General features: G+C 49.0%; 6 protein-coding genes. All 6 read left to right on the top strand.

The genetic code is table 11. The features are described 5' to 3' along the window. Positions 1-270 precede the first annotated feature (270 nt). Positions 271-3,150 carry a fasciclin domain-containing protein gene (locus L6468_RS11815; protein ID WP_237793391.1) on the top strand — a complete coding sequence of 960 codons (2,880 nt, stop codon included), beginning with the start codon at positions 271-273 and terminating at the stop codon, positions 3,148-3,150. 33 nt (positions 3,151-3,183) lie between these two features. After that, positions 3,184-6,636: a SusC/RagA family TonB-linked outer membrane protein gene (locus L6468_RS11810; RefSeq protein ID WP_237793390.1), complete on the top strand. Its 3,453-nt coding sequence runs from the start codon at positions 3,184-3,186 to the stop codon at positions 6,634-6,636. Between the two features lie 35 nt (positions 6,637-6,671). Next, positions 6,672-8,423, top strand: coding sequence for a RagB/SusD family nutrient uptake outer membrane protein (locus L6468_RS11805; protein ID WP_176757040.1), 1,752 nt, complete (start codon positions 6,672-6,674; stop codon positions 8,421-8,423). A gap of 73 nt (positions 8,424-8,496) precedes the next feature. Beyond that, positions 8,497-10,782 carry a fasciclin domain-containing protein gene (locus tag L6468_RS11800; protein ID WP_237793389.1) on the top strand — a complete coding sequence of 762 codons (2,286 nt, stop codon included), beginning with the start codon at positions 8,497-8,499 and terminating at the stop codon, positions 10,780-10,782. Positions 10,783-10,856: 74 nt separating this feature from the next. Further along, entirely contained in the window at positions 10,857-12,704 is a 1,848-nt protein-coding gene (locus L6468_RS11795) for a fasciclin domain-containing protein (protein ID WP_237793388.1), read from the top strand. Between the two features lie 8 nt (positions 12,705-12,712). Continuing rightward, positions 12,713-16,024, top strand: coding sequence for a SusC/RagA family TonB-linked outer membrane protein (locus L6468_RS11790; protein ID WP_237793387.1), 3,312 nt, complete (start codon positions 12,713-12,715; stop codon positions 16,022-16,024). The last annotated feature ends 52 nt before the right edge of the window (positions 16,025-16,076 follow it).

The raw sequence follows: 16,076 nt of genomic DNA, 5'->3' as shown, positions 1-16,076 counted from the left end.
AACATAATTCTCACGGGAATGCTTTGACGGGCATTCCCGTTTTTCTTTTTATTATTCCTTTAGGAATAGTTCCTCCTTGGCTCTGTTTTTTGCGTCTAAATCTTTGAAAAATGCTTAATTCGCAAATTTGAAAGTTAAATTGTTGTAAGTTTCAATTATTTTTTGTTATTTTGCAAACTGGTTATTGTGCCTTGATGGCACTTGAAACCTATGGCGATGTTAATACTAACAGACAAATCAACAAAATCACTATAACAAACAAACTTATTTATGAAAAAACTCTTTTTATACGCATCCCTTATGTGCTTAGGCCTAGGGTCCTGCTCAAAGGACTTCTTGGTACCTGAGGGAGAATTGCCATCATGGCTTGGCGAGAGTATCTACAAAGAGCTTCAGCAGCCCAAGGAACTGCAGGGTACGTTTAAGACGTATTGCAAACTGATTGATGATCTGGGTTATGCCGATGTGCTGAGTAGAACGGGTAGTAAGACTATCTTCCCTGCCAATGATGAAGCGTTCGCCAAATTCTTTGAAGGCGGTAACAACAAGTTTGGTGTCAGCAGCTACGAAGAGCTGACACATGCTCAGAAAGCTGAGTTGCTTTTCTCTACTATGCTCGACAATGCCATTCTGGTGGGTACACTTTCAAACAGCCAGAACAGCGCAGGCAATATGTTGCAGGGCCAGCTGGTGAAGCACGGCACCAACATGCGTCTGACTTATGCTGTGGCACCTTTCAAGGCCGAGCAGATGCCTGCAAACAACAAGTATTTTTCTCGTTTCCAGACGGCCGACCGCAATTCTATGCTTGCTGTATTCGACAATACCGTGGCTCCTATGGTGCACCTCACGGGCGAGTATATGCTGAACAACAATATGACCATCGCAGGCAACGAGAGCGACTTCGAGGTGCTTACTGGTCATGCGTATAACGAGGGTGATGCTTATATCTTCAACCACAAGGTGATCAAGGGCGACGTAGTCTGCCAAAACGGTTATATCCATCAGCTTGACGAGGTACTGGTGAATCCTGGTAACATGGCAGAGGTGCTGCGTGCCGGCGATGATACGAAGTACATCTCTCGTATGCTGGACTACTACAGCTTCCCCGATGCCGACATGACGCTGACGGAGCAGTACAACAGCGAATCAAACGCAGCCACACAGGACACCGTGTTTGCTATCCGCTATCTGAGTAAGAACTCTCAGCGTGCCAAGTTGGCCCAGCCCGTACGTGGTATGACGGTAGCCGACAACCAGTTGCTCAACTTCGACCCAGGTTGGAACAACTATAACCCCACGCTGAAAGGCGGCAGCAGCGACGATAATGCAGAGATTGCTGCCTTCCTGGCTCCTGACGACAAGGCCGTAGAGGAGTATTTCCTGAAGGAGGCTGCTTATATCCTGAAGAACTTGGGTGTGCCTTCACTCGAGATTTCTGCAGCCAACCTCAATGCGCACCTCGATGCTGTTTACAATAACGACCCTTCAATCTTTGCCAGCGTGCTGAACAATGTGATGAAACCTTATCTCACAAAGACAGTGCCCAGTTCGTTCTCTACTGTTCAGAACGATGCCTTCGAGTTTCTCGATGTGACAAAGGATGATATCAACAAGAAGAGCAACGGCAACTACGACGTGACGATTGCCAACAATGGCGTCATCTACAAGATGGGTAAGCTCTTCGGACCAAAGTTGTATAACTCTGTGCTCGGTCCTGCTTCTGTATATAAGGATATGCGCACGATGGGTGAGATGCTCAACGACCACCAGACTACTGCTGGTACACCTTCTAAACTGGGTGCCGATATGTACTACTATCTGCTCTCAATGAAGGCCCGCTATGGCCTGTTTGTTCCTACAGATAATGAGACACAGTTCATTGTTATCGACCCCACCTCTGTGAAGGACGACGACGGACTGAAGGGCTTGCGCTTCCGCTTCGACCCCCAGGCCGACGGTTCTTTCCACGTGCTGGTGAAGAAATATATCTATCAGAGTGGTCCCTACAACGAACTCAGCTCGTATGTTGAGACTGCCGGTGCACAGGATATCAATATCGAGAGTGGTATCTTCAACAGTCAGATTAAGGACATGCTGGACTACTGCACCATTGTGCTTGCCGACTCTACAGAGACTGGTAAGGGTAAGGCGCAGTATGGCCTCTATGGTAATAAGTATTATAAGACCAAGCATGGCGGTGCTGTCATCGTCAGCGGCAATAAGGTGGCAGGCGGACTGCAGCAGAAGGATGCTTCACAGTGGTCAACCATCACTGAGACCTTTGATGCCAACAGTGCTGATGCCAAGATTGAGAACGGTACTGTTTATCGTCTGAACTATCCGCTCCAGCCTACTATCACCAGCGTGATGCAGACCCTGTCGCGTTCCGAGTTCTACGACGAGGATGCCGACTATGACGCGGCTGCTCCTGAATACGACCACTTCCTGAACTTCTGTCTGCAGTTCAATAACGAAGACCTCTACACCTTTGCAGGTATCGTTAGCGACAGCGATAAGGATGCACAGAAAAAGACAAAGATGAAGGCTTACCGCGTCATCGATGACAACGATAACTGGGGTATGCTCAGTGCCTACAACTACACCGTTTATGCACCTACCTACGAGGCTATGGTGAAGGCACAGAAGGATATGGGTCTGCCCAAGTGGAAGGATGTGCTGGCTATCGTCAACGACTGGGAGAGCGTGAAGGACCAGTATGGCTTCGCTTCTCAGGAAGCTGCTGCTGCCTACGTGAAGGCTCAGTTGGATAAGATGTCACGCTTCGTGCGTTATCACACTCAGAATAGCTCGCTCTTTGCTGATCGCTATTTCAAGAATTACGATCCCAATACAGGACTCACCACGCCTGAGCCTTCGTTCTCTACCTTCTGCTCAAACGCTCTTGGTATCGCTCAGACACTGATCGTGACTGGTGGTGGCGACAAGCTCAATGTGAAGGATGCCTCTGGCAAGGTGGTGACTGTGAATGCCTCTTCAAACCTGGCTAACCTCATAGCACGTGATATCACGACAGTAGAGAAGACTAATGCTACGTATGGTAAGTACAAGGCTATCGAGACCTCTTCTTTTGTCACCGTTCACGGCATTGGTACACCTCTGTGCTATAACAGCAACGGGAAGTATTAATAATTGAAAATTGATAATTGAAAATTGATAATTATGTCAAAGTCAAAATTCCTATTGACAATCCTGTTTACCTTCATCGCTCAGGTGATGATGGCACAGAGTAGAGTCATATCAGGTACGGTGGAAGATGCCATGGGTCCTATTATGATGGCCAACGTGGTGGAACGCGACGGTAACAACCGTATTATCAGCGCCACGCAGACTGATATGATGGGTAATTTCTCAATGGAGATTAAGAACCCGAAGAATAAGCTCGTCGTTTCCTATGTAGGTAGTAAGACGAAGATTCTCCCTATTGGTAACCAGAAGACCTTCAAGATTAAGTTGGAGGACGATAAGACCGTGCTCGGCGAGGTGAAGGTTGTTGGACGCCGCACCAACGCTGGAGGTCTGAATATCGATAAGCGCGAAGTCTCTGTATCACAGCAGACCATGAATATGGCTGAGGTGGAAGGTATGGCCTTTACCTCTGCCGATGAGGCCCTGCAGGGTGAGATCGCCGGTCTGGATATCGTTACCAACTCTGGTAACCTGGGTGCCGGTACTTCTATGCGTCTGCGTGGTGTCTCTACGCTGAGTGGTAGTGCAGAACCTCTGATTGTTGTCGATGACAAGATCTTTGAGTACGATGCCGCTGACTTCGACCCCGAGAATATGGACGAGGAGAAGTTCTCTTCTATGTTGGCTGTCAGCGTGGACGATATTGCCAGCATTACCGTATTGAAGGATGCTGCTGCTACGGCTATCTGGGGTTCTCAGGGTGCTAATGGTGTTATCCAGATTACCACCAAGCGTGGTGCTCGCGGTAAACCTAAAGTGACACTGGGCTATAAGTTCACTGGCACTTGGATGCCTGCCGGCTACGACCTGCTGAATGGTGACAACTACACCATGATGCTGAAGGAGGAGTTCTATAATCCCACCCAGAGTTCATCGGCTACTTCTACTATCAACGAAATCAACTACGTGCCTGCTGAGTCTTGGGCCGAGGCAAACAACTGGAACAAGAACACCGACTGGGTGAGCGCTATCAAGCAGTTTGGTGAGCAGCACGAGGCTAACTTCAATATCTCTGGTGGTGGTCAGAAAGCTACTTTCCGTATCTCTGCCAGCTACAACCATCAGACGGGTACTGTTATCAAGCAGAAGATGGACCGTCTGACCACCCGTCTGGTGTTGGACTACAACGTGTCTGACCGTATCCGCTTCTCTACCAACTTTGCGTTGACCTATACAGACAACCTGAAGAACTATACTTATGGTAGTAGTAAGAGCAGTGGCTCGCACAACAACCTGCTGGCTATGGCTCTGGCTATGGCTCCTAACGCCAGCATCTATCGCTACGACCGTTATAACAACAACACGGGCGAGTATTTCCTGATGAACCCCACCGTGACAGGTATGACACCTGACGATGGTAACTACACTTCTACACAGTTGGCCGACGTCGTGGCTATCGGTAACCCTGTGGCTTATGCTAACAGCTCTTGGCAGAAGGAACAGACCTATAGCATTGTGCCCGACTTCAACCTGAAGTACGAACTGCTTGGAACAGGCACCGGACAGCACCGTCTGACTTTCGATGGTCGCGTGTACTTTGATATCTATGCCTATTCTAAGCCAACCTATATGCCTGGCAGCCTGTCAAACGGCAGTTATACGGATACCAACTATAACTACCTGACCAATACAGAGACTAACCAGTTCAAGATGGGTTCTCGTGTCACCCTGACCTATACGCCTGCATTCAAGAACGAGGATTTCTACCTGACGATGTTTGCACGCTATGAGGCTGGTACACAGAAGAATACCTATCAGTATATTGCGCAGAGCTCTATTCCCAACGGTATGGAGTCTGCTACGATTGATGCACGTCTGAACGACATGAACAACCAGCCCAGCGCTACGAAGTCGGCATGGCAGGACTTTGTCTATAATGCCCACTTCTCTTACAAGTCACGCTATAGCGTAGGCTTCTCACTGCGTGGTGATGGCAACTCTAAGTTCGGTCCAAAGAACCCCTGGTTCTATTCTCCTTCTGTCTCGCTGCGTTACAACCTCAGTGAGGAACCATTCTTCACTCCTCTGAAGAAATATGTGTCTATGTTTGGTATCCGCGGCTCATGGGGTATCACTGGTAGCTCAAGCGTTTCTGTGGACAACTACTTCAACCAGTACACCTCTCGTGCCGGACGTTATGGCACCAGCTACTTCACCACCATGAGTGGCATGAAGCTCGATGACCTGCGTCCTCAGAAGAAGATTGGTACAAACATTGGTCTTAACATCGGTTTCCTGGATGATAAGTTCGAGGTGGACCTGAACTTCTACAAGGAGAAGACCAAGGACCTGATTATGAAGGGTATCCCCATTCCTACATCAGCTGCATGGAACACCTCTACAACACTCTCTTACGGTAACGTGGGTGAGATGGAGAACAGAGGTTGGGAAATGTCTGTTTCTGCCAATAAGATTATCACGTACAAGAAGTTCTCGCTCTCTGCCAGCTTCAACATGGCTCAGAACATCAACAAGTTGCTGGAGATGGATCAGCGCGTGCTGGATAACCTGAACTCTCAGCCCAGCTACAGTAAGCGTGGTTCTGCTTCAATCCTGAACCGTGTTGTGGTGGGCGATCCTCTCTGTTCTATCTATGGATTCAACAGCAAGGGTGTGTTCCAGTATTCTTACGACTACCTGCAGAACTATAACACCAAGCAGCAGCAGTTGCAGACTCAGGCCGCAGCGCGTGGCGAGTCTTACGACTGGAACTACGAGGCATGGATCAACCAGCAGTTGGCTGAAGGCAAGACCTTCCCTGTAGCTACCGACGAAAACGGTAAGGTTATCATGACCAATACTGGTGTGCCCAAGCGTCTTACCTATTATTATGGTGATACGGAATATGAGTTCAAGGGTGGTGATGCCATCTATGAGGATGTGAACCACGATGGTAATATCAACGAACTTGATATCAAGTATCTGGGTAACTCACTGCCTAAGATGCAGGGTGGTTTCAGTCTGACACTGCAGTATGGCAACTGGAAACTTGTGTCACGTTTCAACTACCGTTGGGGCAACAAGATTATCAACACCGCACGTATGGGACTGGAGAGCATGTATGGCACTCAGAACCAGTGCTCTTCTGTGACCTACCGTTGGCGTAAGGATGGTGACGTGACACCTATCCCACGTGCCCTCTATGGTACAGGTTACAACTACCAGGTGAGCTCACGCTTCGTAGAGAGCGGTTCGTTCCTGCGTCTGAACAATTTGCAGTTGTCTTACAGCGTGCCTAAGAGTGCTATCAAGAAATTTGGTTTGAATAATCTCTCGGCCTACGTGACTATGAACAACCTCTTCTGCTGGACAAAGTATAGTGGTATTGATCCGGAAATTGGTGCCGGTACCTATTCACCAGCATCTGACGGTGCTACTACACCAAGGTCTAAGTCTATCACTGCCAGCTTGAACTTTGGTTTCTAAGAGTATTGAACATTGAAAACTGAGAAATGAAAATTATGAAAAAGATATTTTCTGTTATGCTGGCAAGTGTTGCGATGGTCTCTTGTGTTGACACAGTTATCCTGCCCGACAATAAGACTGTCGATGATGACTTCTGGCAGAAGAAGAGCGAGGTGGATGCCGTGGTGTCAACTGCCTATGCACAGTTGCGCGACGAGACTGCTATACGCAATATGATTGTTTGGGGCGACTTCCGCTCTGACGAATTGAATATGACAACCGGACTGCCTACTGGTGCTGCCTATCGTACAGCCCTGCAGCAGATTTATTCTCTCAATATCGAGACCGAGAATGCATTTACCTCTTGGTATCCTTTCTACTCGGCAATTAACTATTGTAACTTGGTGTTGGAAAAGGCTGAGAACGTGATTGCCGTTGACCCTGACTATACTCGTGGTGACTATGAGGCCAACAAGGCCCAGGCATTGGCGTTGAGAGCTTTCTGTTACTTCTATCTGACAAAGGTGTTCCACGATATTCCCGTGACACCGGGTGCTTATATGAACAGCAGTGCCGACCTCAATGCTCCTCAGGCTACGCCCGACTCTGTGCTCACAATGTGTATCCGCGATTTGGAGGAGGCTTCAAAGAATGCTATTCCTGGTAATACCTATGGCGACTGGCGCGATAAGGGCTACCTGAACAAGGATGGTATCAATGCTGTGCTGGCTGATATCTACCTGTGGCGTGCTTCTGTGAACCGCGATGCTGCCGACTATCAGAAGTGTGTGGACTATTGCGATGCCATTATCAAGGCTAAGAAGCAGGCTTACGAGGAGAGTGGACAGCGTCGTCGCTGGGGCGAGGATGATGTAGAGAAGGACTATTACCTGTCTGATTATGATGACATGTATAGCGACCTCTTCGGTCAGAATGGTCAGAATGCTGACGAGAGCATCTTTGAACTGCAGTTCCGCAATTCAAATGCTACCAACAAGGGACTGGACCAGATGTATTACCGTTACAACAATGCCAGCAGCAACAGCTATGGCTACCTGAAGGCAGCACCCCTCTACGGTACGGTGAAGTCCGACGGTTCTGGCATTTGGTTCAATAGTGTGGACCAGCGTCTCTACGAGTATCTTTACGATGCCACCAGCTCAAGTGTTGAGCAGTTTGGCGTACGTAAGTTCGTTGCTACCGTCTCTGCCGGTGTGAACAATGCTGCCGACAGTCATCGCGAGACACGTGCCAACGTGATGCAGAACTGGATTCTGTATCGTCTTACAGACGTGATGCTGATGAAGGCCGAGGCCCTTGTTCAGCTCTATGAGTTTGAGAAGCAGGCAGCACTGGCTGACAGCCGAGCAGCCGATGAGACATACAATCAGGCTGCCTTCGATATCTGTAAGTTTGTGAACGACCGTGCGCTGTCGGATGCCAACAAGTCGTCATACGCTATGAAGTATAGCACTTATAAGGATAAGATGGAGTCGTTGGTACTGGCTGAGCGTGCACGTGAACTGTGCTTTGAGGGTAAGCGTTGGTTTGACCTGATGCGTTATAACTATCGCCACATGACAACCAAGGCTGATCTGACAAAGAAACTGTCTGACAAGGACTATGCGGTGGTGCCAAATAGTTCGGAATTCTTTGAACTGGCCCTGCGCAAGTATGCTGTTCCTTCTGCTATGAAGGCAAAGATGCGTGATGAGCGCTATCTCTATATGCCTATCAATCAGGACGAGGTAGAGTTGAACACCAACCTTCAGCAGAACCCTGTCTACAAATCAGCTGCGAAATATTAGACCCACCCCCTGCCCCTCCCTGAATGGAGGGGAGTAGGCAGACGTGTAAAATGAAAACAAATAATTAAAGATTATGAAACAAATAATTATAAATAAAACAAAGGAGTTGCTTCGTTTTGTGGTCTATATACTCCTCCCTCTCATAGGGGGAGGCTGGGTGGGGGTCTCCTCTTGTACTGAGGAACCCGACGGCTCAAACCTCTTCTCTACAGACGATAAGACTATTGCAGAGTTGCTGCGCGACAGAAGCGATCTGACTGCTTTCTACCGTATCCTTGAGAAGGGTGGCTTCGATAAGTATATGGCAACCTATGGTGAGTACACCTGTTTTGCTCCGTTGAATGATGGTGTGAATGTTTATCTCGACAGTCTGTATAATGACGAGTCGTACCTCATTTCAAAGGCAAAGGTTAAACATAATGGTATTAAGGAGGATGGCAACTGGGAAAACCTGGATGTGATGTCAAAGGTAGATCTGATGTCCGACTCGCTTTGTGAGGACATTGCACGCTTCCACCTCTCTGGTGAAGAGCATCTGCAGGTTGACCTCGACGGTACTACGACGACATGGACCACGATGAAGACCGGTCGTAGCATCCGTGTGGGTGTGTTCTTGGACAACGAGTATAACAATACCCATTTCCCTGATTTCGTGGGACTCACCAGTCTGAACGATGTCTCAGCTATCATTGACGGTGATATCGAGGCCATCAATGGTGTGCTTCATGTATGCTCGAATGTGATTCCTCGTTCAGACCGTACAACAGACGACCAGTTGCGTGTAGAGGGTGAGAAGGATCTGAGCATCTTCTATGCTGCTCTTGAGGCTACTGGTTATACGGATACACTGCTGATTGAGAAGAAGTATAATGCCGACGGCACGGTGAAGACCTATGACCTGGGTACCAACCATAATGACCGTGACGGCAACCCACTTTATTATCCTAAGGAGTGTATGATTAAATGGACCGTCTTTGCTGAGACCGACGACGTGTTCCGTGCTGCAGGTATCAATAACTTTGACGACCTGAAGGCAAAGTGCGTGGAGTGGTATGGCAACTGTGGTGCTTGGTATGACTATATCAACGAGAAGAATATCACCATCAGCACGGGCGACGACTATACGAACCCCTTCAACGTGGTGAATATGTTTGTGGCTTACCACATCTTGCGTGCAGGTATGCCTATCGACCGTATTGTCTATGAGAAGAACAAGCAGACGGATGGCTCATGGAACTTCTGCTTCGGCTATGAACCTCAGGAGTATTTTGAGACAATGTTGCCCAATACCTTGTTGAAGGTGTGGGAGACGAATCCTAAGAGCACCAAGAACCTGTGGCTGAACCGCTATTTGTCAAACAATACGCTGACAAAGAAACTGGGACTCTGTGCCCTGGGCGATGGTGATGAGGACCACCAGCTCATCTTCAAGGGCGTGCCCGTGGATCGTGATAACAGCGTGGAGACACTGAATGGTTATATCCACCGTATCAAGGGTATCCTGAAGTACGACCAGAATGCCAAGGACGGCCTCCACGAGCGTCTGCGCCTGGATTCTTCTACCTTCCTCTATGAGCTGATCAATAATGGTCTGCGTGGTGCAACAGCTGCCGAGGTTAGTTCAATGAATGGTGGTGGTGACGGTAACCGTGTGGCTTTCCACAACACCTATTTCGATAATATCGTATGCTACAACCCCGGCACACTGCTCCGTTTCAACGTGATGGGTGCTTGGCGTGCACACAACTCAGACCAGTTCCAGGGATGGGACGTGTATGACTTCGCCATCAAACTGCCTCACGTGCCGACAGGTGACTACGAGTTGCGTATCATCTATCCGCCAATGGCTCGTGGTGGCCTGATGCAGTTCTACCTGGGTAACTCACCCAAGCAGTCGGACATGGTGGCTGTAGGTATTCCTTTCGATGCTTGTGCTAATCCTTACGAGGATGCTACCATCGGTTATGAGGATCTGATTAACCGCGCCGACGACGAGACTTCAGACTGTGGCGTAGAGAGCGACCAGCGTATGCATGTACGTGGCTATATGCGTGCTCCGGCATCTTTCTCTCGTGGTACATACAATTCTGTTACCGATCCTCTGAGTTATTCGCCAGACGATATCTATTCTGCAGCTAGTCAGATTATCGGTTCTACCAGCTGTCGTTCAGAGACTGGTTATGGTACGATGATGCTGCGCCGCATTATCACTGCCCAGCGTTTTGAGCAGGGTAAGGACTACTGGTTGCGCATCAAGAACCTGGTGAACGATACCAACCTGGGTTGGTCGTTCGACTTCGTGGAACTGGTACCTCTGGATATCGTGAACAGTCAGTCTATGTCTGAGGACTGGTATTAAAGACCCACCCCCGACCCCTCCCTGCAGGGAGGGGAGTGGTTAGACATTAAATTGAAAATTAAAAATATAATAATATGAAACATCTAATATGTAATAAAACAAAGGAGTTACTTCGTTTTATGGTCTATATACTCCTCCCCCTCACAGGGGGAGGCTGGGTGGGGGTCTCCTGCTCCGACTATGATGACTACAATACGGTGCCTGGCGTGTTTGGTGGTGACCAGACTGGAGCCAACAACACGTTGTGGGAGAATATCTCCAACGATCAGCAGCTGACCCGTTTTGCTGATCTTGCCCGTAAATGCAGTTTCTCGGAGGTTCTCAACAGTCCTCGTTTCTACACCGTATGGGCACCCGTTAATGATGCTATCAGCGATGCAGAGTATAACCGCTTGATGGCCAGCGACAGTGCTACCGTGCTGAAGCAGTTTATGCAGCAGCATATCACGGAGTATAACTATCCTGTTTCTGCTGCGCTCGACAGCACCACTATTGTGTCGCTCAACATGAAGCACCATCCCTTCACTCAGACCTCATTCGACGGCTACAGCTATAACGCTGTCAATATCGCTTCGAATAATGGTGTGATGCACAAGCTCAACGGTATGTCTGAGTTCCATAATAACCTCTATGAGAATATTGACAACCTGCAGGGATGCGACTCCATCAAGAAGTATATCCAGAAATATGACGAGTACTACCTCGATGTCAATGCCTCTGTCATTGGTCCGTTGCGTGATGGTAAGCAGACCTATCTGGACTCTGTGATGAAGAAGCGTAACAACGTGATTCGTACTATTATGAAAGCCGACCTGGAAGATGAGGATAGCACATTCTGCATGCTGATTCCCAACGACAAGGCATGGAACGCTGCTTACTCAGCCATCAATCCCTGCTACAACTATATTGCCAAGCTGGACTACATGGATCTTGCAAAGAAGAGCACTGTTGCCTCTTCTATCAAGGCTACCGATGCCAAGGCCGACAAGGCTTCTGAGGCAACCAGCGAGCTGCAGGACTCGCTGACCTGCCGCAATATTGTAAACAACCTGGTGTTCTCTGCCAGCTATCCTCAGAACGGTCCGCTGTTTGGTCAGGGCACACTGACAAGCAAGGACACGGTGGTTACTACGAACGGACGTTATTTGCGTCATGCCGATAGGGTGCTGGACCACACGCTTGCCATCAATGAGATGAGTAATGGTATCACACGTACTATCGACTCGCTGACTTTCGACTCATGGAACAGTTATAATCCGGTGATTAGAACTATGCGTCCTGACGCAACGATGAAGGTGAACAAGTTGACCACGCACAATATCCCTCTGGATAGTCTGGCAGGTCGCGACAGTCTCTTCTCGAAGGTGCCTGCGATGTTCCATCAGTGGCTCTTCCCCAAAACTTCTCGTTTCTTCTCATACGTGGCTGTGGATAGTGCCAATGTCGAGGGTACTACAGGTAAGCCAGAGTTCAACTTCGCCCTCGAAGGCGTTCGCTCTGCTACCTATCATATCTATGTTGTTACCGTTCCTGCTCAGGTGGAGGAACCTGCGGCTGATGTGAAGCCTTACTACCTGCGCTTCTACCTCAGTTGGACGGATGCTGCCAACAAGCAGCAGCTCACTGTATTGCCTCAGGGAGCCGCTAAGGATCTGGAGATGACCACAGACAATGGTACGGATACTAAGAAACTGACTTGCATCGGCGACCCCGGTCGTGTGAATGTCTTCGACCTGGGTGAGTTCACCTTCCCTGTGTGCTACTACGGCCTGGATGCTTATCCCAGTCTGATGATGATGCACACCAAGAGCTATACCTCTTCTGCTAACCGTAAGAAGTACGACCAGCAGATGCGTGTGGCAGGTGTTTATCTCGTACCAAAGGAGTATAACGATTACTGGACTAACGCTTCTAATGAATAATGACAACGATGAAAAGTATGATATATAACTACATACAGCGTCAGAGTCTCAGACTCTCACTCTGTGCCATTGCTTTGACAGCATGTTCGGTGGCTTATGCTCAGGACGACGTCGATGCCGAGGAGGAATCCACTGGTTTCAAAGCTCCTAAGCGCACACAGGTTGTTGACAATAACCCCACCTGCAATGTGCAAGGTATTGTGTTTGACGACGCCACCAAACTGCCCTTGGCAGGTGTACGTATCCAGGCACTTAACGACAAGCGTTATGTAGCCATGACCGATGATGATGGTAAGTTTTTTATCAAGGTGCCAACCTTCACTACTGCCCTCTTCGTGCAGACACCTACCTACCTCTCTCAGCAGGTAAGCATCAAACCTGGTGACGAGCAGCAGCGCGTGAGCATCTACCTGTTGAGTGATGCCTTTGCCACGATGTATGCCGATGGTACTACCATCACCGCTCAGAACAGTTTTGTCTCTAACGGCAACGGTCTGTCTATCGATGAAGAGATGACCGCCAAACTGGGTGGCGACATCCGTATGAACATGCATTCCGGCAACTTGGAACAGGGAGCCGCCATGTTTATCCGTGGTATCAGTTCGCTCAACGGCAATGCCCAGCCCCTCGTTATCCTTGATGGCGTGGAGCTCGACATGCAGCAGAGCCGCAGTTCACTGCATCTGGGCGACATCTTCAATATGCTGTCAACCATCTCTCCTGAGGATATCGACAAGGTGACGGTGCTCAAGAATGCCACTGCCCTCTACGGTGCCCGTGGTGCCAATGGTGTCATCATCATCGATACCAAGCGCGGTCACTCCATGGCCACTCGTATCGATGCCAAACTGGGAGTAGGGTGGACCTTCACGCCCAGTTATCCTAAGATGATGAATGCCGCGCAGTACCGTAACTATGCTGTGGAACAGTTGGGTACTATCGCTGAGGTGCAGAACCGTATTGGTTCTTCAACGAACCCCTTGCAGTTCAATTTCCTCAACGATGCTAAGGACGGCTACTATTATAATACCTATCATAATGATACTGATTGGAGCAAGTATGTCTATCGCACTGCATTGACCCACAACTACAGTATCAATGTGCAGGGTGGTGATGATGTCGGTATGTACAACCTCTCTGTGGCCTACATCCAGACGATGAAGAATATCAAGTCAACCAGTTTTGACCGTATCAACGTACGTTTCAATACTGACATCCGTCTGCTGTGGAACCTCACCACGAAGTTCGACATGTCGTTCTCACGTACAAACACGAACCTCTTCGACGACGGTATCGCTGAAGACCTGAACTCAGGCGTGATCACCTCGCCTGCCTTCCTGTCGCTGATTAAGAGTCCGCTGCTCAATCCCTATCAGTACAACAAGAATATCAATGCCTTCACCTCGCTGCTGGCCGATGCCGATGATTTGTACAGCACTCTGAAGGAAGGCAACTATTCACAGGCCAACCCCTTGGCACTGATGAGAAATGGTAACGGTGAGCGTAAGAACCGCAACGAGAACACATTCTTCAACGTGGCTATCGCTCCTACCTATGAGATTAACAGTGACTGGTCAGTGACCTCTCATTTCAGCTATTATCTGAATCGCAACTCACAGGCCTACTACCGTCCCAACATCGGTATGCCTTCGTTTGCCATTAAGAACCTGGGTACTGTTTATTCTAAGACCGCCTCAATCTTCTCTAAGGAGATTAATGTGCTGAGTAATACGCATGTGGACTGGAAAAAGAAAATCGGTGCTCACACCATCGCTGCAACGGGTGGTTTCCGCTACACCTATTTCTCTTACGACAACAGCGACCTGTCAACACAGTACTCTACCAAGGGTGAGGATGATAAGAACCCCAAACTGGCTACAGGTAATGATGTCTATGATACTGTAGCTGGTGTTGATGATGTGTGGAAGAACATGCAGTGGTATGCTTCTGGCGACTATAACTACATGAACAAATACTTCGCTACTGTTTCTCTGCTGGCCGAGGCTAACAGCCGTTTTGGCTCTAATGCCAACGGCGGTGTGAAACTGGCTGGCGTGAAATGGGCCATCTTCCCCAGCGTGCAGTTGGGCTGGGTGCTCTCTAACGAGGATTGGTTCCCCAAGAATGCTGGTATCAACTACCTGCGCCTGAATGCGGGCTTCGATATGAGTGGTAATGACGACATCAGCAACTATGCTGCACGCACTTCGTTCAATGCTGTTCGCTACAACTATCAGGAGATTGGTACACAGCTCACCAATGTAGGTAATGAGGAGATTAAGTGGGAGACCACGTCTAAGTTCAATATCGGTCTGCAGGCCAACTTCCTGCACAACCGTCTGGGCTTTAATGCCAACTACTTCATCCACAACACCAAGGACCTGCTGGCACTGAAGAGTTTTGAGAATCCTATCGGTGGTATCAATAACTACTGGACCAACGACGGCGAACTGCGCAACACTGGTTTCGAGGTTGGTATCAACGGTAAGCCCATCTCACTGAAGGACTGGCATCTGGAGATCGGTGCTACCGTGGGCCACTACAAGAATGAGGTGAAGGCACTGGCCAATGGCAACTACACATCTTCTATCTATGGCACCGACAATATCCTGACGTCTGTAGGCAACCCTGTCGGTGTGTTCTATGGTTACAAGACCAAGGGCGTGTTCTCTACTACTGCCGATGCACAGGCTGCAGCCCTCTATCTGGTTGACGAGACTGGTGCTCAGCAGTATTTCCAGGCTGGTGACGTGATTTTCGATGACCTGAACGGTGACCACCAGATTGACGAGCGCGACAAGACCATCATCGGCGATCCCAATCCCGATATCTACGGAAATATCTTCCTTAACCTCAACTGGAAGCGTTTCACGCTGGGCATGACCTTCAACTACAGTCTGGGTAATGATGTGTACAACTATCAGCGCTCTATCCTGAATAGTGGTTCTACGCTCTACAACCAGCAGGTGGCCGAGATTGCCCACTGGCGTTACGAGGGTCAGCAGACCTCTCTGCCTCGTCTGAACTATGGCGACCCCATGGGTAACAACCGCTTCTCTGACCGTTGGATTGAGGATGGCTCTTATCTGCGTATGAAGAGTGTGATGCTGACTTATCAGGTGCCTATGCCCGAGGCTTGGCAGTCATGGCTCCAGGGTATCTCTGTATGGGCCGAAGGTCGTAACCTCTTCACTTTGACGAAGTATACGGGTAGCGATCCTGAGTTTGCCGCTGGCAATAATCAACTCTACCAAGGCATCGACTGCGGCACCATCGCCCAGGGACGCATCTTCTCTATGGGTGTGAAGATAAACCTGTAGACCCTCCCCCTGCCCCTCCCTGAATGGAGGGGAGTAGTTGGAAATGCAAATA

Source organism: Prevotella communis, assembly GCF_022024115.1.
Taxonomy (GTDB): domain Bacteria; phylum Bacteroidota; class Bacteroidia; order Bacteroidales; family Bacteroidaceae; genus Prevotella; species Prevotella communis.
This window is presented reverse-complemented; position numbering and strand designations above follow the sequence as displayed.